The organism is Acinetobacter sp. ANC_7504, assembly GCF_056779995.1.
In genome coordinates this window covers 134,346-154,346 of the sequence record NZ_JBWYIZ010000001.1, presented here as the reverse complement: position 1 = coordinate 154,346, position 20,001 = coordinate 134,346, and the positions used below count along the sequence as shown (strand labels likewise).

18 protein-coding genes are annotated in these 20,001 nt (G+C 38.0%); 13 read left to right on the top strand and 5 right to left on the bottom strand.

Annotated elements, in window-relative coordinates; translation table 11 throughout:
* Nucleotides 1-263 precede the first annotated feature (263 nt).
* Nucleotides 264-1,058 carry a pyrimidine utilization protein D gene (gene rutD / locus AC1M9F_RS00740; protein ID WP_481596801.1) on the bottom strand — a complete coding sequence of 265 codons (795 nt, stop codon included), beginning with the start codon at nucleotides 1,056-1,058 and terminating at the stop codon, nucleotides 264-266.
* 163 nt (nucleotides 1,059-1,221) lie between these two features.
* Here rutD and AC1M9F_RS00735 point away from each other — a divergent pair, with 163 nt between their 5' ends.
* From AC1M9F_RS00735 to AC1M9F_RS00720, 4 genes are all read left to right on the top strand, one after another.
* A complete protein-coding gene (locus AC1M9F_RS00735) occupies nucleotides 1,222-1,575 on the top strand; it encodes a hypothetical protein (protein WP_035265656.1) in 354 nt (117 codons plus the stop codon).
* A gap of 3 nt (nucleotides 1,576-1,578) precedes the next feature.
* On the top strand, nucleotides 1,579-3,357 hold the full coding sequence (locus AC1M9F_RS00730) for a PepSY-associated TM helix domain-containing protein (RefSeq protein WP_481596800.1): 1,779 nt from the start codon (nucleotides 1,579-1,581) through the stop codon (nucleotides 3,355-3,357).
* A 5-nt stretch (nucleotides 3,358-3,362) separates the two neighbouring features.
* A complete protein-coding gene (locus AC1M9F_RS00725; RefSeq protein ID WP_481596799.1) occupies nucleotides 3,363-3,701 on the top strand; it encodes a DUF3325 domain-containing protein in 339 nt (112 codons plus the stop codon).
* 153 nt (nucleotides 3,702-3,854) lie between these two features.
* Entirely contained in the window at nucleotides 3,855-4,748 is an 894-nt protein-coding gene (locus AC1M9F_RS00720; RefSeq protein ID WP_481589734.1) for a LysR substrate-binding domain-containing protein, read from the top strand.
* Nucleotides 4,749-4,825: 77 nt separating this feature from the next.
* On the opposite strand, the gene AC1M9F_RS00715 is transcribed toward AC1M9F_RS00720, so the two are convergent.
* Nucleotides 4,826-6,424, bottom strand: a complete 1,599-nt coding sequence (locus AC1M9F_RS00715) for a bifunctional 3-(3-hydroxy-phenyl)propionate/3-hydroxycinnamic acid hydroxylase (protein WP_481595599.1) — start codon at nucleotides 6,422-6,424, stop codon at nucleotides 4,826-4,828.
* Between the two features lie 292 nt (nucleotides 6,425-6,716).
* Between AC1M9F_RS00715 and AC1M9F_RS00710 the strand changes: the two genes are divergently transcribed.
* Nucleotides 6,717-7,229, top strand: a complete 513-nt coding sequence (locus AC1M9F_RS00710) for a tetratricopeptide repeat protein (RefSeq protein ID WP_035265647.1) — start codon at nucleotides 6,717-6,719, stop codon at nucleotides 7,227-7,229.
* Between the two features lie 133 nt (nucleotides 7,230-7,362).
* Here the strand turns inward: AC1M9F_RS00710 and AC1M9F_RS00705 are convergent, their stop codons facing one another.
* The gene (locus AC1M9F_RS00705; protein ID WP_481596798.1) at nucleotides 7,363-7,866 is read right to left on the bottom strand and encodes a cysteine peptidase family C39 domain-containing protein; all 504 of its coding nucleotides are present in this window, start codon (nucleotides 7,864-7,866) and stop codon (nucleotides 7,363-7,365) included.
* Nucleotides 7,867-7,950: 84 nt separating this feature from the next.
* Complete coding sequence (locus AC1M9F_RS00700) at nucleotides 7,951-8,328, bottom strand: MerR family transcriptional regulator (protein ID WP_092766006.1); 378 nt, start codon at nucleotides 8,326-8,328, stop codon at nucleotides 7,951-7,953.
* 71 nt (nucleotides 8,329-8,399) lie between these two features.
* Here AC1M9F_RS00700 and AC1M9F_RS00695 point away from each other — a divergent pair, with 71 nt between their 5' ends.
* The 8 genes from AC1M9F_RS00695 (at nucleotide 8,400) to AC1M9F_RS00660 (ending at nucleotide 19,267) form a co-directional block, all read left to right on the top strand.
* Nucleotides 8,400-8,894: a DUF2938 family protein gene (locus AC1M9F_RS00695; RefSeq protein ID WP_481591309.1), complete on the top strand. Its 495-nt coding sequence runs from the start codon at nucleotides 8,400-8,402 to the stop codon at nucleotides 8,892-8,894.
* 47 nt (nucleotides 8,895-8,941) lie between these two features.
* Complete coding sequence (locus AC1M9F_RS00690; RefSeq protein WP_481591343.1) at nucleotides 8,942-9,184, top strand: DUF6500 family protein; 243 nt, start codon at nucleotides 8,942-8,944, stop codon at nucleotides 9,182-9,184.
* 212 nt (nucleotides 9,185-9,396) lie between these two features.
* A complete protein-coding gene (gene ahcY / locus AC1M9F_RS00685) occupies nucleotides 9,397-10,779 on the top strand; it encodes an adenosylhomocysteinase (protein ID WP_481596797.1) in 1,383 nt (460 codons plus the stop codon).
* Nucleotides 10,780-10,855: 76 nt separating this feature from the next.
* Nucleotides 10,856-11,692, top strand: a complete 837-nt coding sequence (metF, locus tag AC1M9F_RS00680) for a methylenetetrahydrofolate reductase [NAD(P)H] (protein WP_035266512.1) — start codon at nucleotides 10,856-10,858, stop codon at nucleotides 11,690-11,692.
* A gap of 100 nt (nucleotides 11,693-11,792) precedes the next feature.
* Nucleotides 11,793-12,503, top strand: coding sequence for a 16S rRNA (uracil(1498)-N(3))-methyltransferase (locus AC1M9F_RS00675; RefSeq protein WP_481588501.1), 711 nt, complete (start codon nucleotides 11,793-11,795; stop codon nucleotides 12,501-12,503).
* 168 nt (nucleotides 12,504-12,671) lie between these two features.
* Nucleotides 12,672-15,536: an EAL domain-containing protein gene (locus tag AC1M9F_RS00670; protein WP_481596796.1), complete on the top strand. Its 2,865-nt coding sequence runs from the start codon at nucleotides 12,672-12,674 to the stop codon at nucleotides 15,534-15,536.
* A 133-nt stretch (nucleotides 15,537-15,669) separates the two neighbouring features.
* Nucleotides 15,670-17,949: an NADP-dependent malic enzyme gene (locus AC1M9F_RS00665; protein WP_481596795.1), complete on the top strand. Its 2,280-nt coding sequence runs from the start codon at nucleotides 15,670-15,672 to the stop codon at nucleotides 17,947-17,949.
* Between the two features lie 79 nt (nucleotides 17,950-18,028).
* Entirely contained in the window at nucleotides 18,029-19,267 is a 1,239-nt protein-coding gene (locus AC1M9F_RS00660) for a multifunctional CCA addition/repair protein (protein WP_481596794.1), read from the top strand.
* Nucleotides 19,268-19,302: 35 nt separating this feature from the next.
* Here the strand turns inward: AC1M9F_RS00660 and AC1M9F_RS00655 are convergent, their stop codons facing one another.
* Entirely contained in the window at nucleotides 19,303-19,929 is a 627-nt protein-coding gene (locus AC1M9F_RS00655) for a LysE family translocator (protein WP_481596793.1), read from the bottom strand.
* Between the last annotated feature and the right edge of the window lie 72 nt (nucleotides 19,930-20,001).

Sequence of the window (20,001 nt, the reverse complement as noted above, 5' to 3'; positions counted from 1 at the left end):
TTTAGTAGGATTAAGCTTTCGAGCTTGTATTAGATATTTAGCAAATGATGTGCCAATTATTATTTCATTATATATTACAACAACTTAATAATATTATATTTTACCTTATGATAAATTAATCACATAATCCCAATACCCATTACTCCTAAATAACGTCATAAAAAAGTGCACAAGATGTTCCAAAAAATACCATTTGGTAAAATAATTAAAAAACCCACGATCTCAATCGTGGGTTTTTATATGCAATTGAAAAGTTTCAAATGCTAGAGTGATCGAAGAAATTGAATAAGTGCCTGATTAGTGATATTTGGCTCAGTCAGAGTAGAAGCATGTGCACCTACATCAAAAATTGAGCATTGTGCATGTACAAAATTTTTCTGAAGATCAAGAGTCTTATGTACTGGAACCAAGAAATCATCACGATTTGCAATCAAGTGAATTGGAGTTCGTTGAAGTGTGGTGATATGTTCATTCGTTATTTTAAATTCCTTTAAAGCCTTCAGACGTCTCAGTACATTCTCTTTTGGTGGAAAGTTTCGGAGTTGATTATTTTCTGCTTGTTGTATTTGATCGATATTAACAGAGATCCATACAGGTGGATAAAGAAATAATGCTTGAGCTCTAACATATGCCTCTGCACCAGCATTTTGTAATAACGATTCTCGAGCTTCAAAACATTTGAGCGTATGTGGATCTAGTGAGTCCCACGCATTAATACTGGTCAAACTCAACATTTCCAATTTTGTATTTTGAATTAAAACGGCTAACTCCGCTCCAATATGCCCACCTAAAGCATGACCGATAAAATGGAATTCATCGATCTTTAGATCCTCTAAAATCTGTATCACTTGTATTGCCATATCGGTCATTGAATACGTTGGTGCTAGTAATGCAGCATCTGCATGACATCCTTGTTGATCATATGTAATGACATGAAAAAATTGAGTCAATATATCTAATTGAGGATGCCAAAAATGTCCATGCCCTCCTAACCCTGAAGATAACAACACAAATTGAGCATTAGGATTAGCTTTGCAGTAAAAAACTTGATACGTCATAAATTTTACCTATCGATAAAAAATATCTACAACGCTGCAATTAACATGCCCAAGCTAATTCAATTAAAAATTTATTTCTAAAATGCTAAATTTATAATTATAAAGATAAACAATAATTGTTATCATTTACAATAATTACATACACTCACACTTTCTTACTTTTATGAACAGTACAGAATTCGAACTACCAGGCGAGTTAACACTTGGGAATCAAGTAAAAAAAACTCGTAAGACTACTAAATCAGTTTCTATCAGTTATCGCCTGATGGTGCTCTATCGTTTTTTATTGGCGGGTATTGGAGGTTATTTGCTTGCATCCCTCTCTGCTATCGTAATTGCACAAACATTTAGCACATATCAATCTAGCGCAGCGATGTCAGCAACGCTCATTGCTTTCTGTTTACAGTGTGCAGCGTTTATTTGGGTTTTTATGGTTCACAAAACCAGAAAAGCTACATTGGGCATCGTCTTACCTAGCCTTGCTTTATTTCTCATCTATAAAATCATGGGGAACTAATTCATGAGAAGTGATGCCAAAGCTGAAGGCCCACGCCAGTCTATGTCATGGTTACATACTTGGGCTAGTTTGATACTAGGATGGTTGCTGTATGCCATCTTTGTAACTGGTACTTTGAGTTTTTTCCAAGCAGAAATCAGTACATGGATGAAACCCGAGTATCACCAATCGATTCCAAGCCAATCTCAACTTGAGCAGACACAAGTGGCTCTGCAATATTTGCAGAATAATCATGCTGATGCAGGGAGCTGGGGAATTCAATTACCCAATGCTCGTCAAAATTACACCACACTGAATATCCGGAGTGTCGGAGAAGATCCCAATGCTCGTCGCGGTGGTGAACGTGTGACGATTGACAGTGCCACAGGTGAAGTATTAGAAGCCCGTGAAACCCGTGGTGGTAGTTTTCTGTATCGTTTCCATTTTGAATTATACGGAATGCCACGTATATGGTCACGTTGGATTGTGGGCATAGCAACCATGTTTATGCTTGTTGCAATTATTAGTGGCATCATCACCCATAAGAAAATCTTTAAAGATTTCTTTACCTTTAGAACAGGTAAAGGACAGCGTTCTTGGTTAGACGCACATAATGCAACAGCTGTATTTGCACTTCCCTTTCATATCATGATCACTTTTAGTGGTTTACTTTTATTATTGTTTACCATCATGCCGTGGGGGGTACAGCAAATTTATGACAATCGTGGCGCCTTTCTACAAGACCAACGAAAATCCTTAATTCAAAATCCAGCAGAACCACAAGGGCAGACTCGTACTGATCAACCGCAAGGAAATCAGCGCTCGATGATGAATGCTCGTACAGAAATTGAGGCTCGTGGTACGCAGTCAGCATCAAATGAACATACTAACAAAATGGATGGTGAGAGAAAGAATCGAGGTGAAAGTCGACGTACGCGCAACCAAGATCGAAAAGCTGAACCTGCACCACTTACAGATATTGCTCCGATCCTCACTCAAGCTGAAGCGAAGTGGAAAAACAATCCGATTGGTTCGATCACAATTAAAGCACCAAATACATCGAAGGCGACCATTGAGTTACGTGCTTTACACGGCGCAAGTATCGCTCATCGTGGCGTATATGAAACTTTAGACTTCAATGGTGTGACAGGTCAAAACATTACAGATGATTCCACTCAACTCAAAAATCCTTCTATTCCCAATGGCATTTACAATGTTGCCACTGTTCTACATGAAGCACGAGGAGTTGATTTAGCCTTACGTTGGATACTCTTTTTTTCTGGTATCGTTGGCACGCTAATGGTCGCAACAGGATTAATTTTATGGTGCGTCAAACGTGCACCTCAACAAGCGAAACAAGGTTATAAATCCTTTGGGTATCGCACGGTTGAGATTACCAACATCGCTGCGATTATCGGCTTACCAATTGCTTGTGCAGCTTATTTTTATGCAAACCGTTTTATCCCTGCCGATATGGAAATGCGTTTAAACTGGGAAATCCGTACATTCTTTATTGTGTGGCTCTTCACACTTGTTTATGCTGTTTTTCGCACCCATCGCCAAGCTTGGCTTGAATTACTGGGTCTCGCTACTCTGCTTTTCGCTTTACTTCCATTTGTAAACTTTATCACAGGTGGTCAACCTTTATGGCGTTCTATAGCTCACGGTCAATGGGTTATCGCTTCGTTCGATCTGGCGATGATAGTTTTAGCAGTGGTTTTTTATTTTGCACTTTACAAAGTTCAAAATCATCAAGGAACTCCATTAAAAAAGAGTCAAGTTTTACCTAAGGTAGAGGGGTAATCACCATGAGCTTTTTTCTCCTCATTTGGGCAGTTTGTACTTTAGGTTTTATAGGTTTAGCCAGTGCAATGCAAAAGCATCAAAAACAAATTTTTGGTCAAACATTGAGTATTAAACACCAGAAAATAGCCTCAATGGTTGGATGGGGATTCCTGTCGTTAGGGCTTATCCTCTGCATGAGCAAAGGACAAGTCAGTAATATGATGAGTTATTGGGTTGGTGTACTGACATTCGCTGCGCTTTTTGTTGCACTTTGTCTGACCTATTTTGAGTCACAAATAAAAAAAATCATTATGGGCGTATCTTTTATTGGATTCATTAGCTTGATCTTCTCAATCATTTAATACTTTACTTGATAAAAACCGACCAATATTTCATTTCAATATGGGTCGGTTTTTTTCTTCTTAAATTAGCTTTAAACGTGAATCACGCTGAAGTCCTAGCAATTCAAACGTATAATCAACCTCATTTATTATGGCGATTAAGGATCGGTACGCATGGAACTTCGACATTTGAAATATTTCGTCTCAGTTGCCGAAGAACTTAATTTTACGCGTGCTGCAGAAAAACTCTTTATAGCGCAGCCCTCTTTAAGTCAGCAAATTAAAGATCTTGAAGCGGAATTAGGTACATCCCTGCTGATTCGTAAAAGCAGAAGCTTATCGCTCACAGAGGAAGGAGAAACTTTTTTAAAAGATGCTCGACATATATTGAAACTTGCTCAAGACGCCAAACACAAGATTCAAATTATGGCGAATACCAAGAAAAATAAATTAAATATTGGCTTTTTACCTGTGGCAGAAATGAAAATTTTTCCCTATGTCATGCCTATTATTCGTGCACAACAGCCTGATTTAGATATTCAATTTCATAGTTTGAGCTGTGTACATCAAATCCAAGCACTTCGTGATCAAAAAATTGATGTCGCATTCACTCGCCAATGTATCGATGATGAGCATATTACCTCTATCGAATTGTTCAGTGAGCCTCTGATCTTGCTGATTCCTCGTCATTCAGCCCATGCGCATTTAGACTGTATTTCAAAACAGGATTTAATTGCCCAAAAATTTATCATGAGCGAGGAAACTGCCTCACCGATCTTATTCCAAAAAATTCAAAACATTTTTGAAGCTCTAAATACATCTATTCAAGTTGCTCAATACTCGAGTAACATTTTAATGAATATTAATCTTGTAGCGATGCAAGTCGGTTGGACCATTGTTCCAAAATATGTTGAAAGCTTGCTCAGTGAAAATGTCTTAATTAAGTCAACTGAAATTGATTTACCGAATATCAGCTTATATTTGAGTTTCAGAAAACAAGATCAAAGTAAGCATTTGCAAACTGTGAAAAATATTCTAAGCCAACACTTTCATTGTCATATTTTTTAAAACTTTGAACGCTATTTTAAAAATAAAAAACCTGCAAATTTGCAGGTTTTCTTTTAGATTAGTCTTAAACTTTTTGATTAAACGCCAAGTTTATCAAACAGCTTTTGACTGAGCTCTTCGCTCGTCTGAGGAATACTTAAGCCCGCGACAAATTTATCTGGTCTTAAAAATGCCATCGAATATTGAGTGCGACCAAACCACGCACGAATCGCATGCTCTGTATCCCCAAGTGTCAATATTTCATCATCATGAGCATCAGTTTTCAATTGTTCAGGTGGAACGACTTTAATAAATTTCACACCCAAGGCTTTCCATTTTTGAATACTTGTTGGTGTGAGTCCCCAAGTCGGATCTACTCCCCAAGCAATAATAGCAAAGCCTTGACCAATAAAATCATCCAGTAATTTCACCTGACCTGTGCTATCTTGCATTTTAGGTTGAATAAACATTTTACCGATTGGTGATGTCTTATTGACCTGTCCAACCAAAATACCAGATTTATATTGTGGCATTGGCTTAAAGCGCATTTCCAACAAATATTGTTTAACTGGTTTAATGTAATTTAGAACATATGAAATAGCATCACGCGCAGTACCTTGCCATTTTTTAGGCGGAGCTAGCACATGGCCTGCTGTAACAGATAAATCAATCATCGCTTTGGCATGATCATGACGCTCTTCTTGATAAGAATCTAGAACTTTAGCATCTACTTTACCTTGTACGACCATAGCCAGTTTCCAAGATAAATTGAACGCGTCACGCATTCCACTGTTATAACCCTGTCCCTGCCATACTGGCATAATGTGCGCTGCATCTCCCGCAAGTAAGATACGCCCTTCTTTAAATCTACTGGCAATACGTGCATTATGGGTATAAACACGATTTCGGATCACATCGATATTTTCAGTGTTTGGTAATACTTTGGATAAAAGTTTAGCCATGTTTTCAGGTTGGCTAAGTTGCTCTTGCGTCTCCCCTGGCATCACCATAAATTCAAAACGACGGATACCATGTGGTAAAGCCGCTGACACATATGGACGTACTGGATCGCAACATAAGTAAATATGTGGTGTCGCCAATGGATCGTTTGCAATATCGACAACAATCCATTGGTTTGGTGCAGTTTTACCTTCAAAAGGAATATTCAACATACGGCGAACGTAGCTATTACCACCATCACATGCCACTAGATACTTTGCAGTTATATATTCAATTGTTTTATCTTTATTTTGGATTTGAACTTCAACTTGATCTTCAGTCTGCTTAAAACTTTGAAGTTGACGAGAAAAAAGTACTTCCACATCATCAAAACGTTCTAAACCTTCCAATAATTCTGCATCAACATAAGGTTGTACGAATGCGTTACGACGAGGGAAACCAAACTCACGTGTTTTAGGTTGAATATCTGCAAAACAACGGCCTGAAGGCGTAAGAAAACGCATCGCATGATCGGGAGTGGTATGCGGCAATACTTTGTTGATCAAACCAATCGATTGCATTGTTCTTAGAGATTCATCATCAATACCAATTGCACGAGGATAATCAATCAATTGATCGAGCTGTTCAATCACTTTTACTTTTAAGCCCGCAAGGCCAAGGCCGTTCGCCATCGTTAAACCGACTGGGCCTGCACCAAGTACGATCACATCTGCTGAATAAGTGTTGGTCTGTGACATGGTCAATCTCCTCTAATATTCGCATTAGAGAGGATTTTCAGCATAGGAAAAAGTTATGCTAAGGTCTTATGAAATTTAAGAAATTGTGACTTTTACTTCAATTCCATCAAAAAACCTTAATTTATGTCGCTCATCTATAGCTTTTACCTATAGTTGAATTTGTAATTCATCTACAAAATATCTTAGTAAATAGGCTCGAACCATACTACTCAAGCTTTGAATCAGTTTTGCAGTATAATCAGGGAACAACTTTAATATTTTTTGCTTCGCTTTGAAGCCATGGAATCCCACTATGACGAAACGTGTTACCGTCCCGATTGCTCTCGAAAATCGTGCTCATGCAGGTAATGCCGCTGCTCAATTTGAACTTGCTGAACTTTATATGACGAGTGAACACGATGAAGACATTGCGCTTGCAGAAGAATGGGCTTTACGTGCTGGTCAATTGGGTCATGTCGAAGCGATGTACTGGTTAGGGGAAGGTTATACCCATTATGCAAAAGAAGTTTTAGAAGAAGATCCTGAAGATGCAAAACTAAACTTTGAGTACGGTTTTAACTGGCTCACGCAAGCTAGTAAACATCAACATGCTGCTGCAATTTTAGAGCTCGCAGGTTATTACCGTCGTGGTAATGTGGTCGAAAAAGATGTACAAAAATCTGTTGAATTGGTGACTCAAGCCGCTGAACTTGGTGATACTCAAGCAATGCGTGATTTATCTGCCATCTATGCACATGGTTTAGGTGTGGATGTAAACGAGGAAAAAGCTGATTATTGGCAGGAAAAGGCTCAATCAAGCACTTAAGATAAATCTCGTTTTTTTGCCTCAAAAGCCTTCATGATTGAAGGCTTTTTATTGAACTACTTTAGATCTTGTTAAAACTTTAACATACCTTAAAATAGTAACGCACTATAAGACAGTGACTTACTTTTAGATATTAATTAACTTCAGCGATGATGGCTTGTCTACAGATCCCGTCTACTGCCCTTTGCTGCTCAAATACTTTTTTCGACATTGCTTCAAAGCTATCAAAAAAGCAGATTTCCTCTTCATTGATGTCATAAATCAATGAATGATTACCAATGCCTTCTAAAGTATCGTAATACACGATCACGAACTTATTGGCATCAAATGCGATTTGAATATCTTGATAGCTGATTGCGGGGGATATTTTTAGCGCAAGTTTTTCAGCTTCTAAATAACTTAGCTTTTCTTGCTCTTGAAGTGCATTGTCTTCATCTGTGGTAAATTCCACATCTAAGCCAAATTTTTTAAGTCCCACCGCTAGACCGATCGTGGTCGTTCCATCACCCTCTACATAACCACAGACTTCTTTTAGTTGTTCAATGTCTGGGTCTAACCCAAGATGTTGAAAGAGCATCCATACGGCATAAATACCAGCATTGGCTTCTAGATTGGCGAGTTCTTCGGGAATTTCCATCAAAAATATATATTATTTATTGAGCTATCAATTATAACAAATAATCTTCTTCAAAATTTAAGAAATTAAATACAAAATTCAAGCTCACTCATCTAAAAGTTTCAAAAAGTCTGGACATTGTAAATGGTCATCGTATGGACATTTTTCAACGTGTGTCAAAATTAAGAGTAAGTTATTTAAAGTCTCAATTTTATCTTTGATTTCGTTTTTTGCTTCCCTAACTTGATCTCTTTTAATTTTAATTTTTTCATGATCAATTGCCATATTTTTAATTTGGCTCAGCGTCATACCACCATTTTGGAAGATCTTGATTAATGAGATATTCTGTATTGCTCGGGATGAATACTGTCTTCTAAGCCCTTTCCTTCCAATAGATCGAATAAGTCCTTTTGATTCATAAAACCTAATCGTGGCAGTTGAAGTATTTGTCCGATCAGCTAGATCACCTATATCTATTTCCATTAATGCACCTTGACTTCAAGTTAGCTTTAAGTTGCACACTAGCATGACTTAAATTAGAGAGTCATCCTTTCATGAATATTTTAATTTACATTTTAGCTTTAGGCCTAAGCGCTACTTTAATTATGGATTTTTTAGGTTGGGCAAGAGCGATGATTTTTAAAATCCCCTCATTTAACTATGCTTATTTGGGTAGGTTTTTCTTTTTAGTTAAAAATAAAAAATACGTATACAGAAATATTACCGAAGCCCCTGTACACAAATTTGAATACATTACGGGTTGGGTATTTCATTATATAACCGGTATTTTTTTCGCTTTAATTTATACTTATATCGATAATTCACATACTACTTTGGAAGCTTTTATATCTTCTATTTTATTTGGACTTTCAACTGCTATTATCCCATTTTTGGTGATGCAACCTATTCTTGGATTTGGTTTCTTTGCGAGTAAAACGCCCAATCAATGGATCAGCATAAAAAATAGCTTAGTGGCACATTTAAACTTCGGAATCGGTTTATTTATAGCCCAAATTATTCAATCCTACATTTTCTCAACATTACACTAATGAAAGCTTGATAGATTGAATGATAAAAATTTTAAATTAAATTTCTAATACGTTGCCAAAATAAATCAATCAAAGACAAAATTATTCGAATTTGTGATGAAAAAATCGATCGGAAGGGAGAATCTGTAGGTTTGTCATTTTATGCTTTCTTTTCAAATAAAAATAATGACCCCGATGCACTCATGGAAGTAGCTCATTGGTGGATCATGAAACATAAACTTGACCACTTTGAAAAAGCACAGAAAATAAAATCTCTAATATCATCGGAATCTGAAGTTGACGCGATTTAATTGAAATACTTTGAATCACCAATAACCAACTTAACATTGGAAATTCGCAAGTTTAGAAGTACAATACTGCCCTAGTCGAGGGATGCTGCGACGTTTTACAAGTACAAAATGTAAAAGCGCCAGGCTCGACGATCGGTCAATCTGCTCAGATGGACCAACAACGGCATCCGCGAACATAATGATCAATTTTTGTTTTTTATAAGGAGATCGTGATGAACGCGGTTAATGCTTCATTTACAGATTATAAAGTTGCCGATATTTCACTTGCTGACTACGGCCGTAAAGAAATCAAACTTGCAGAAGCTGAAATGCCAGCCCTTATGGGTCTGCGTAAGCGTTACTCTGCGGCTAAACCACTTGCTGGTGCTAAAATTTTGGGTTGTATCCACATGACAATCCAAACAGCTGTTCTTATCGAAACTTTGGTAGAGCTTGGTGCTGAAGTTCGTTGGACATCTTGCAACATTTTCTCAACTCAAGACCACGCTGCGGCAGCTATTGCAGCTTCTGGTGTTCCAGTATTTGCTTGGAAAGGCGAAACTGAAGAAGAATACATGTGGTGTCTTGAACAACAAATTAATGTAAATGGTACGCCTTGGGATGCCAACATGATTCTGGACGACGGTGGTGACTTAACTGCGCTTGTTCATGAAAAATACCCAGAAGTACTCGCAAAAATTCACGGTATTACTGAAGAAACCACGACAGGTGTTCAACGTCTTCTCGAAATGTGGAAAGACGGTTCATTGAAAGTGCCTGCGATCAACGTTAACGATTCAGTCACTAAATCTAAAAACGACAACAAATACGGTTGCCGTCACTCTCTAAACGATGCCATCAAACGTGCAACTGACATGCTGTTATCTGGTCGTCGTGCACTTGTAATTGGTTACGGTGATGTAGGTAAAGGTTCTGCGCAATCGCTTCGTCAAGAAGGCATGATCGTACGTGTTTCTGAAATCGATCCAATCTGTGCAATGCAAGCATGTATGGACGGTTACGAAGTAGTTTCTCCATACAAGAATGGCGTACAAACAGGTAAAAAAGAAGACGTTAACGCTGACCTTCTTCAAAATACTGACTTAATCGTAACAACGACTGGTAACTACCACGTTTGTGACGCTGCAATGCTTGATACATTAAAAGCAGGTGCAGTAGTTTGTAATATCGGTCACTTTGACACTGAAATCGATACCAACTACTTACGTGGTTATAAATGGGTTGAAGTTAAACCACAAGTTCACCAAGTATATCGTTCAGAAAATGAAAATGATTACCTCATTCTTCTTTCTGAAGGTCGCTTAGTAAATCTTGGTAATGCAACTGGTCACCCATCACGCGTGATGGACGGTTCTTTTGCGAACCAAGTTTTAGGTCAAATGCACTTGTTCGCAGAGAAATTTGCTGAACTTCCTGAAGATCAAAAACAAGCAGCGATTCGTGTTGAACTTCTTCCTAAGAAATTAGATGAAGAAGTTGCTGCAGCAATGGTTGCAGGTTTCGGTGGTGTTCTGACTCAATTAACTCAAGAACAAGCGGACTACCTTGGGGTTGCTGTTGAAGGTCCATTCAAATCTGACGCTTATAAATACTAATCTTTGAACAAGCAGGCTGAACAGCCTGCTTTTCTTTGAATTCTATTTTGCTGAAAAAAGTACAAAGGATTTGAACATGTCTAAACAGATTCCAATTTCTTTTGAGTTTTTCCCAACCAAAACTGATGCAGGTGCGGAAAAACTTAAGGTTGTTCACCAAGAACTGCAGTTGCTGAATCCAGAGTTTTTCTCTGTGACTTATGGTGCAGGTGGTTCTACACGTGAACGTACACTTTCGACTTTAGCTGATTTTAATGGCAAAGGCACGCCTGTTGCTCCTCACCTCTCTTGTATTGGTGATAGCAAAGAACGGATCGCTGAACTTTTAGATTTATACAAATCTCAAGGGATTGACCGTATTGTTGCACTACGTGGTGACTTACCTTCCGGTCAAGTTGGCTTAGGTGAATTACCGTATGCTCAGGATTTAGTACGCTTTATCCGTGAACATTCGGGTGACCACTTCCAGATTGAAGTTGCAGCTTACCCTGAAATGCACCCACAAGCAGATAGCTTTGATTTAGACATTAAACGCTTTTGTGAGAAAGCCAATGCAGGTGCAAATGCAGCCTTAACTCAATTCTTCTTTAATCCAGATGCGTATTTTTACTTTGTAGAGCGCATTCAAAAAGAAGGTGTGAATATTCCTGTGGCACCTGGCATTATGCCAATTACCAATGCAAGCAACTTAATTCGCTTTGCAGATGGTACAGGTGCTGAAATCCCTCGTTGGATTCGTAAGCAACTGGCAGCCTATGGTGATGATACTGCATCAATTAAAGCCTTTGGCCATGAAGTGATTGTAAAGCTATGTGAACGCCTCATTGCTGGTGGTGCACCAAGCTTACACTTTTATACGATGAACACCACTGATCCAACTCGTCAACTTGTAAAAGACCTCGGTCTGGCATAAGTCTCCTGACTTCTTTTATCGAAAGCTTAGCTTCAATTTATTTGATGTAAGGACTGAAGATAAAAGAAGTTTTTATTTTACCGATTTTAGAGTAATGCAGATGCCTCGTTTTTTTATTGAAGCAGAACTTAATGTAAATACAACAGTTGAACTGACTGAAACTGTATTTCATCATTGGGTCAAAGTTTTACGTGCACAAGTCGGTGAAAAAGCGACCTTGTTTAATGGTCAAGGTGGCGAATATCAAGTTGAGTTAACTGAAGCCAATAAAAAAACAGCTTCGGTTCTAGTTCAAGAATTTAACCCAACCAATCGCACACCAAACTTCAATGCCTTACTTGGTCAAGTAATGAGTAAAGGTGACCGCATGGATTATGCTATTCAAAAAGCGGTTGAGTTAGGCGTATCTGAGATTCAACTTCTCACCTCTGAACGTTGCGAAATGCGTTTAAAGTACGACCGTGATCAAAAAAAACTTGATCATTGGCAAGGTGTAGCAATTGCAGCTTGCGAGCAGTGTGGAATGAATATTGTTCCTAAAATATTAGCTCCACTCCCTTTGGCACAATGGTTAAATAGCACACTCCCTGAAACGAAATTAGTCTTAGCCCCCAATAAAGATGAGGTCGATGTGTTAAATGATGCCTCCTCAAATATAGCGCTACTCATTGGTCCAGAAGGTGGATTAAGTGAAGCTGAAATCCAATCTGCAAATCAGCATGGATTTATCAATTGGTGTATTGGTGAACGTGTTTTACGTACAGAAACTGCACCAGTGGTTGCTTTATCGATCTTAAATTACAAATTTTAATAAATATTTTCTCAAAATTCCGTGATTTAACTCACAATAGAATTGATTTTCATCCAATTAGACAGTACTTTAATGAGAAAAGAGTTGTCGCGCTAAATTTATATTTTTTAAGTTCGTACTCAAAAATAATTCAAATAAAGTAGAAAGAAAATTAAGGTATTGCCAGTTATGATTGAAGTTCAGGGAGAGCATGTTTCCAACTCTGTACTCGATAGCCAGATCAAAAGTGCGACTTCAAATTTGCATTTTTTTTTAGCGTGGGTGCTCTTTGCCTGTATCTATAATCAACTTATTTACTTCTTTTATTTCAAAAGCTTTTCAATACCTTATACCATTTGGCTCATTATATTTACCGCCATTCTTTTAATCTGTTTTTGCTTTACCCTCTTTTTTAAAAAATCTAATCAAATTAGTATTTTTAACTTAGACATGTGGGCACAATTGGTTTGCTTAATTACTGGAGCTGGTCTAGCTATTGGTATTTATACCGTATTACAGCTTATCCCCGAACATAATCCAGAAGTCAAAGATATACATATGTTGACTTTAGCTGGGTTAATGTTATCTATTGTTTATACTTTTGCTATTGTATTTTTATCACAGCGGTTACGATACTTCCTTTATGTTTTTTTGCCTTCAGCTTCGGCCATAGTCCTCTCCAATTTCCTTTTTTTAGATAATACTCCTGATGTTTTTAGTTTAATCTTTAATATTTGGTTTGGTGTATTACTTATTTGCGCACTTCTTACCCATAAGATGTACCGCCGTCTTGGAATATTAAATAGTCACAATAAATTCTATTTATCTGAATCTAGAAAACATCTTATGGAGTCATCACTTCTCCAAGAAAAGCTAAAAAATGAGATTGAAAAATCCAAAGAAATTGAAAGCCAATTACAAATGCATAATCAATTACTCGAACAAAAAGTTATTGAACGAACCTACGATATTAATAAGATCAACGATCGACTGCAGCACCATCAAGCTAACCTCGATTTTGCGCATGAAACTGCTGGAATTTCATCTTGGCTATGGAATATTGAGAAAAGAACCATTGAAATTTCAGGAATTAAATATGGTAATCAGGTTTTACATTACCAAAGTGCAACTGATCAAATTAACGAGTTTATTCACCCAGAAGATCAAGAAAATTATCGTAAAGAGCTCCGTAAACATTTAAGAGGAAATACTGAACGTTTTGAAGCACATTATAGAACTAAAGTAAAAGATCAGTGGTTTTGGATTAAAGATATTGGTCGAGTTATTACACGTGATCCTAAAAATAATAAACCTCTTAAAATGGTGGGTATTTTCCAAGACATTGAGAGTGAAAAAAAAGCACAAGAAAAATTGAAATTAGCTTCGAATGTATTTAATCAAGTGGCCCAAGGAGTTTTCGTTTTAGACAATAACTTGTGTTTTTTAGAAGTTAATCCTTATTTTAGTGAATTGGTCAACATCCCACCGCAAGATATTATCTCAAAACACATCTTTGATATTACCAAATCTTCCACATCCCAACTCAGCCAACATCATGCCGATATAACTCAAACGGTGTTACTCACCGGACAATATGATGCTGAGGTCACAGAAGAATTTATTTCAGGAAAAATATTAACCTTGTGGCTGCATATCAATGCAGTTCGTGATGATAAAAATAGAATTTTAAATTATGTAGGCATCATTTCAGATTTGACTGAACGGAAACAAAATCTTGAAAGAATGGCCTACTTAGAGAATTACGATCTACTTACAGATTTACCTAACCGTGTTTATTTTAATTTACAGTTACACCAGTATCTAATTAGTAAATCTAAAATTCTGAGCCATTTTTCTATTATTCGTCTTAACATTGATCGATTTAGACATTTTAATGAGTTTATTAATCATCAAACTGGAGATGAAGTTCTCAAAGAAGTTTCCCGAAGACTGAAATATACCTGTTCTAAAGCTGTTCTGATTTCATATTTAAATAATGATGACTTTGCTATGATTTACAACTTAAATCATAGTCATTACACGATCCAACAAGTCGTCGATCAGATCCTTGAGGCCTTTGAAATACCCTTTATCATCGATGGGCAAGAACACATGATTCATGTCTCACTGGGTATCGCAATTTACCCCAATCATGGTAGACAAATTGGTAGCTTAAATAGTCACGCGGAAAGCGCTTTAACAGAAGCAAAAAAACTAGGGGGCAGCACAGCCTATTATTATGACAACAAGCCTGAATCCATTTTTGGCAGTGACATTGAGCTCGAAAGAGATTTACGACTTGCTATAAAAAATCAGGACTTAGAAATTTACTATCAACCTAAGATAGAAAGTAAAACGATGCAAGTGAGCGGCTTTGAAGCATTAATCCGCTGGAATCATCCAAAGTATGGCATCATCATGCCAGATCGTTTTATACCGATTGCTGAAATGACTAGTCTGATCTCAGATATCGGAAAATTTGTTATTTTCCAGACATGTAAGCAACTTAAAATATGGCATGAATTAGGATTTGATAAGTTACAAATTTCTATTAATGTCGTGGCGCAACAGATCCATCGTGGGGAATTTCTCAATTTTATTGATCAAGCCGTGCTCAAATACTCACTCAAACCCGAGTTTATAGAGTTTGAACTTACCGAGTCATCATTGTTAGATAAATCATCTCATGTTTTTGATTTGTTAGACCAAATTAAGGATAAAAATTTCTCAATCGCCTTAGATGACTTTGGAACAGGCTATTCTTCACTTGCATATCTTGCCGACTATCCTATTGATACACTCAAGATTGATCGCGCCTTTATTTCAAAGATTGGCACTCGTAAAAATAATGCTATTGTCGATGCAATTATTTCAATGGGTAAAACGATGGGGATGAAATTAGTTGCTGAAGGTGTTGAGGATATCGAGCAAATTGAATATTTAAAAAAACAAGGTTGTGATTATTTCCAAGGTTATTATTTTTCGAGACCATTAAATAGCGCTGATAGCACTCAATTTCTGCAAAATGAATATCAATTCTCAAAAATCAAATAAAGGCTAGACCAAAGTCCTAAATATGTATGAAATTTCGACTTTTAACTGTGATCAATGTGCAACTAGTGGTATATTCGAACCGATATAACCAAAAAACCAGCAAGGCTGGAACATTGTAATAACTGGGATTCAGATGGACGATCAATCTTTAAAACAGCAAGCACTCTATTACCACGAATTTCCAACGCCAGGAAAAATCAGCGTTACTCCGAGTAAGCAACTCGTCAACCAACATGATCTAGCATTAGCATATTCCCCAGGTGTTGCAGTGCCATGTTTGGAAATTGAAAAAGACCCTTCTAAAGCAGCGCTTTATACTGCACGTGGTAACTTAGTCGCAGTCGTCAGTAATGGTACTGCAGTACTCGGTTTGGGTAATATTGGTCCCCTCGCCTCTAAACCAGTGATGGAAGGTAAAGGCGTCCTGTTTAAAAAGTTTGCAGGCGTTGATGTTTTCGATATCGAAATTGCAGAAAACGATCCAGATAAAATCGTAGATATTGTTGCTGCTCTTGAACCGACTTTCGGCGGTATTAACCTCGAGGACATTAAAGCTCCAGAATGTTTCTATATTGAACAGAAACTTCGCGAGCGTATGAATATCCCAGTTTTTCATGATGATCAGCATGGAACATCAATTATTGTAGGTTCAGCGCTTTTAAATGCTTTGCAATTGAACGGCAAAAAAATTGAAGATATCAAGATCGTCGCTTCTGGAGCAGGTGCTGCTGCACTGTCATGTCTAGATCTTCTTTGTGCGCTTGGTGCTAAAAAAGAAAATATCATTGTTGCTGACTCTCGTGGACTCTTAACAAAAAAACGTGAAGGTTTAGACGAGTCTAAAAAACGCTATGTTCAAGATATCGAAGGTTCTCAGCTTGGCGACGTAATTGCTGGTGCAGATATGTTTCTTGGTCTATCAGCTGCGGGTATTTTGACTAAAGAAATGGTCAAAGTCATGGCGAAGGATCCAATTATCTTCGCGCTTGCTAATCCAGATCCTGAAATTCTGCCTGAACATGCACATGAAGTTCGTGATGATATCATCATGGCGACGGGCCGTTCAGACTATCCGAACCAAGTGAATAATGCGCTTTGCTTCCCATATATCTTCCGTGGTGCACTTGATGTAGGTGCAACAACCATTAACGAAGAAATGAAGATTGCATGTGTACACGCAATTGCTCGTATGGCACATGTAGAAGCTGATGCTGCATCTTATGGTGAAAAATCTGCATCATTTGGACGTGATTACCTAATTCCACGCCCACTAGATCAACGCTTGATTCTTGAAATTGCGCCTGCTGTTGCAAAAGCTGCGATGGATTCTGGTGTAGCGACTCGTCCAATCCAAGATTTCTCCGTGTATCATCAGCGTCTTTCTGAGTTCGTTTACAACTCAGCATTTATGATGAAACCAATTTTTGCTCAAGCGAAAACTGATCCTAAACGTATTGCTTATGCGGAAGGTGAAGATCTTCGTGTTCTTCGTGCTGTTCAAATTGCAGTAGACGAAGGCCTGGCAAAACCGATCTTGGTGGGTCGTACTGCTGTAATCGAAGCGAATATTAAGAAATTAGGTTTACGTTTAGAAAATGGTGTGAATATCACTATCGTTGATCAAGAAACAAATCCTGATTACGAAAAGTTTGCTGATGATTACTATAATCTGATGATGCGTAAAGGGGTAACACCTGAGTATGCACAACGTGAATCACGTCGTCGTTCGACCCTGATTGCAGCGATGTTAGTACGCCACGGCTTAGCAGATGGTATGCTATGCGGTACGTATTCTAGCTACGATATTCATTTAGATTTCGTGAGTAATGTCATTGGTTTAAAAGAAGGTCATAACACTTTCTTTACCTTAAATGCGTTGATGCTCGAAGATCGCAACTTGTTCATTGCAGATACATACATCAATCGTAACCCTACGGCTGAACAGCTTGCTGAAATGACTATATTAGCAGCAGATGAAGTCCGTCGTTTCGGTATTACTCCACGTGTAGCATTGTTGTCGCACTCAAGTTTTGGTTCTGATCAGACTGATCCTAGCGCTCAAAAAATGCGTAAAGTGTATGAAATCCTTTCTGAAATCGCACCTGAACTTGAAGTTGAAGGTGAAATGCATGCAGATGCAGCACTTGATGAAAATATCCGTAGCTTTGCATTCCCGAACTCGCGCTTCAAAGGTTCTGCGAATCTATTGATTATGCCGAATTTAGATGCTGCAAATATTTCATTCAACCTGTTGAAGTCAACTTCAGGAAATAATGTAACAATTGGTCCAATCTTATTAGGTGCGGCTAAGCCAGTTCATATCTTAACACCGACAGCAACTACGCGCCGTGTTGTGAATATGACTGCATTAACTGTTGCAGAAATTCAAGAAGAGGAAAAAAACGCGCTCTAATCCTTCATTTAGGGCACGTTTTGTGACTTGAGAAAACCTCTATTCTGATGCATGATGGTGCTAAGAATAGAGGTTTTTTATGCAAGTTTATTTAGTAGGCGGCGCAGTGCGAGATCAGTTGCTCGGACACCCCTATCATGAAAAAGATTATGTCGTTGTCGGTGCAACACCAGAACAACTTTTAAACCAAGGTTTCCAACCTGTTGGTAAAGATTTTCCTGTATTTCTACATCCCGAAACTAAAGATGAATACGCCCTCGCTCGTACTGAGCGTAAATCTGGGCATGGTTATCATGGCTTTGAATTTTTTACCGATCCCTCGGTAACCCTTGAAGATGATTTAATTCGTCGTGATTTGACCATAAATGCAATGGCCATGAATGAAGATGGTGAGTTGTTCGACCCTTATCATGGTTTTCAAGATTTGAATCAACGCATTTTACGTCACGTTTCTGATGCATTTGCAGAGGATCCACTACGAGTATTGCGTGTTGCCCGTTTTGCAGCTCGCTATCATCAGTATGGTTTTAAAGTAGCTGCAGAAACCATAGCCTTAATGAAAAATTTGGCTGATTCTGGTGAATTGCAAGCGCTTACGCCTGAACGTGTTTGGAAAGAAACTTCTCGTGCCTTAATGGAACGTGATGCTGATATTTACTTCGAAGTCCTTCGCCAGTGTGATGCTCTCAAAATCCTCTTTCCAGAAATCGAAGCATTATTTGGTGTCCCACAACGTCCTGAATACCATCCTGAAATTGACTGTGGTATTCATACCTTGATGTCATTACAACAAGCTTGTAAAGCAGACTATTCGATGGATGTACGCTTCGCGGTATTAGTGCATGATCTGGGTAAAGCACTCACGCCTAAAGATGAGTTACCTCGCCATATCATGCATGAGGAACGTGGTGTTCAGCCCGTGACTGATTTATGTGAACGTCTTAAAGTTCCGACCCAAACTAAACAATTGGCAATTGCTGTGTGCAAAGAACATCTTAAATGCCATCAGGCGTTTACATTAAAACCAGGAACACTTTGGCGTCTATTACAACGTTTAGATGTATTACGCCGTCCTGAACGTGTTGAGGCTTTTGTACAAGCCTGTGAATGTGATGCCAAAGGTCGCTTAGGTCTTGAAGACCGTGAATATCCTCAAGCAAAATATGTATTAGATGCAGTTCAGATTGTTCGTTCAATTAAAGCATCTGATTTACCGCCTGAGATCAAAGGCCCTGATATTGGTGAAATGCTGATACAAAAAAGAATCGAGGCTTTGGCAACGCACCGAGAAAAACATCAATCCATTGTAAATGCATAATATTTACCTCCTGAAGCTCAGGAGGTAATCCTATTTTAAAAGAATGCTTGTTGAAAATATTTAAAAGAATCAATCATCGGCTTAATGATCGAAGCCACTAATAATAGCGCCATACTGTAATTGAAGATTTTTAGATGCTGTGGCGTACGCACCAAAGTTTGTAACTTTTCTCCGAGTATTCCCCAAGCTCCCGTGCATGGAATACAGACTACACCAAACACAACGCCCAAAATGATATACCAATAAAATTCACTGCCTGCAGCTAAATAAGTCGTCACCGCGCCCATTGCCATAATCCAAGCTTTTGGATTGACCCATTGAAATAATGCAGCTTGCAAAAAAGTAATGGGTTTCGCTTGAGTTTTATCTAATTCAACTGAGCCTGATTGAGCAATCTTAATCGCTAAATAGATTAAATAAGCAATACCGATCAACTTTAGAATTTCGTAAACCAATTGATTTTGACTCAGTAATGTACCAATTCCTAAACCAACCAAAATCACCATGACCCCAAAACCGATCGCTACACCTAAAATGTGTCCATAAGTCGCACGGAGTCCAAAGTTCACTCCTGAGGTTGCGACCATCAAATTGTTAGGTCCCGGTGTTATGGATGTCACAATTGTATAAATTACAAAAGATAAAAATATAGAAAAAGACATATAGTCGCCTATGATTATTGTTTTAAATCTTCAAATCGGAAAGATGAATTAAATCCAATATTAAAAGATAAA

Bases quoted from the DNA above. Each gene is read 5' to 3' on its own strand.
- AC1M9F_RS00705 (WP_481596798.1), bottom strand. From the start codon at position 7,866: ATGGAAATTCCCGAAGAACTCGCCAATCTAGAAGCCAATGCTGGTATT.
- AC1M9F_RS00695 (WP_481591309.1), top strand. From the start codon at position 8,400: ATGAATATTTTAATTTACATTTTAGCTTTAGGCCTAAGCGCTACTTTA.
- rutD (WP_481596801.1), bottom strand. From the start codon at position 1,058: ATGACGTATCAAGTTTTTTACTGCAAAGCTAATCCTAATGCTCAATTT.
- AC1M9F_RS00715 (WP_481595599.1), bottom strand. From the start codon at position 6,424: ATGTCACAGACCAACACTTATTCAGCAGATGTGATCGTACTTGGTGCA.
- ahcY (WP_481596797.1), top strand. From the start codon at position 9,397: ATGAACGCGGTTAATGCTTCATTTACAGATTATAAAGTTGCCGATATT.
- AC1M9F_RS00660 (WP_481596794.1), top strand. From the start codon at position 18,029: ATGCAAGTTTATTTAGTAGGCGGCGCAGTGCGAGATCAGTTGCTCGGA.
- AC1M9F_RS00725 (WP_481596799.1), top strand. From the start codon at position 3,363: ATGAGCTTTTTTCTCCTCATTTGGGCAGTTTGTACTTTAGGTTTTATA.
- AC1M9F_RS00700 (WP_092766006.1), bottom strand. From the start codon at position 8,328: ATGGAAATAGATATAGGTGATCTAGCTGATCGGACAAATACTTCAACT.
- AC1M9F_RS00710 (WP_035265647.1), top strand. From the start codon at position 6,717: ATGACGAAACGTGTTACCGTCCCGATTGCTCTCGAAAATCGTGCTCAT.
- metF (WP_035266512.1), top strand. From the start codon at position 10,856: ATGTCTAAACAGATTCCAATTTCTTTTGAGTTTTTCCCAACCAAAACT.
- AC1M9F_RS00735 (WP_035265656.1), top strand. From the start codon at position 1,222: ATGAACAGTACAGAATTCGAACTACCAGGCGAGTTAACACTTGGGAAT.
- AC1M9F_RS00665 (WP_481596795.1), top strand. From the start codon at position 15,670: ATGGACGATCAATCTTTAAAACAGCAAGCACTCTATTACCACGAATTT.
- AC1M9F_RS00675 (WP_481588501.1), top strand. From the start codon at position 11,793: ATGCCTCGTTTTTTTATTGAAGCAGAACTTAATGTAAATACAACAGTT.
- AC1M9F_RS00720 (WP_481589734.1), top strand. From the start codon at position 3,855: ATGGAACTTCGACATTTGAAATATTTCGTCTCAGTTGCCGAAGAACTT.
- AC1M9F_RS00730 (WP_481596800.1), top strand. From the start codon at position 1,579: ATGAGAAGTGATGCCAAAGCTGAAGGCCCACGCCAGTCTATGTCATGG.
- AC1M9F_RS00655 (WP_481596793.1), bottom strand. From the start codon at position 19,929: ATGTCTTTTTCTATATTTTTATCTTTTGTAATTTATACAATTGTGACA.
- AC1M9F_RS00670 (WP_481596796.1), top strand. From the start codon at position 12,672: ATGATTGAAGTTCAGGGAGAGCATGTTTCCAACTCTGTACTCGATAGC.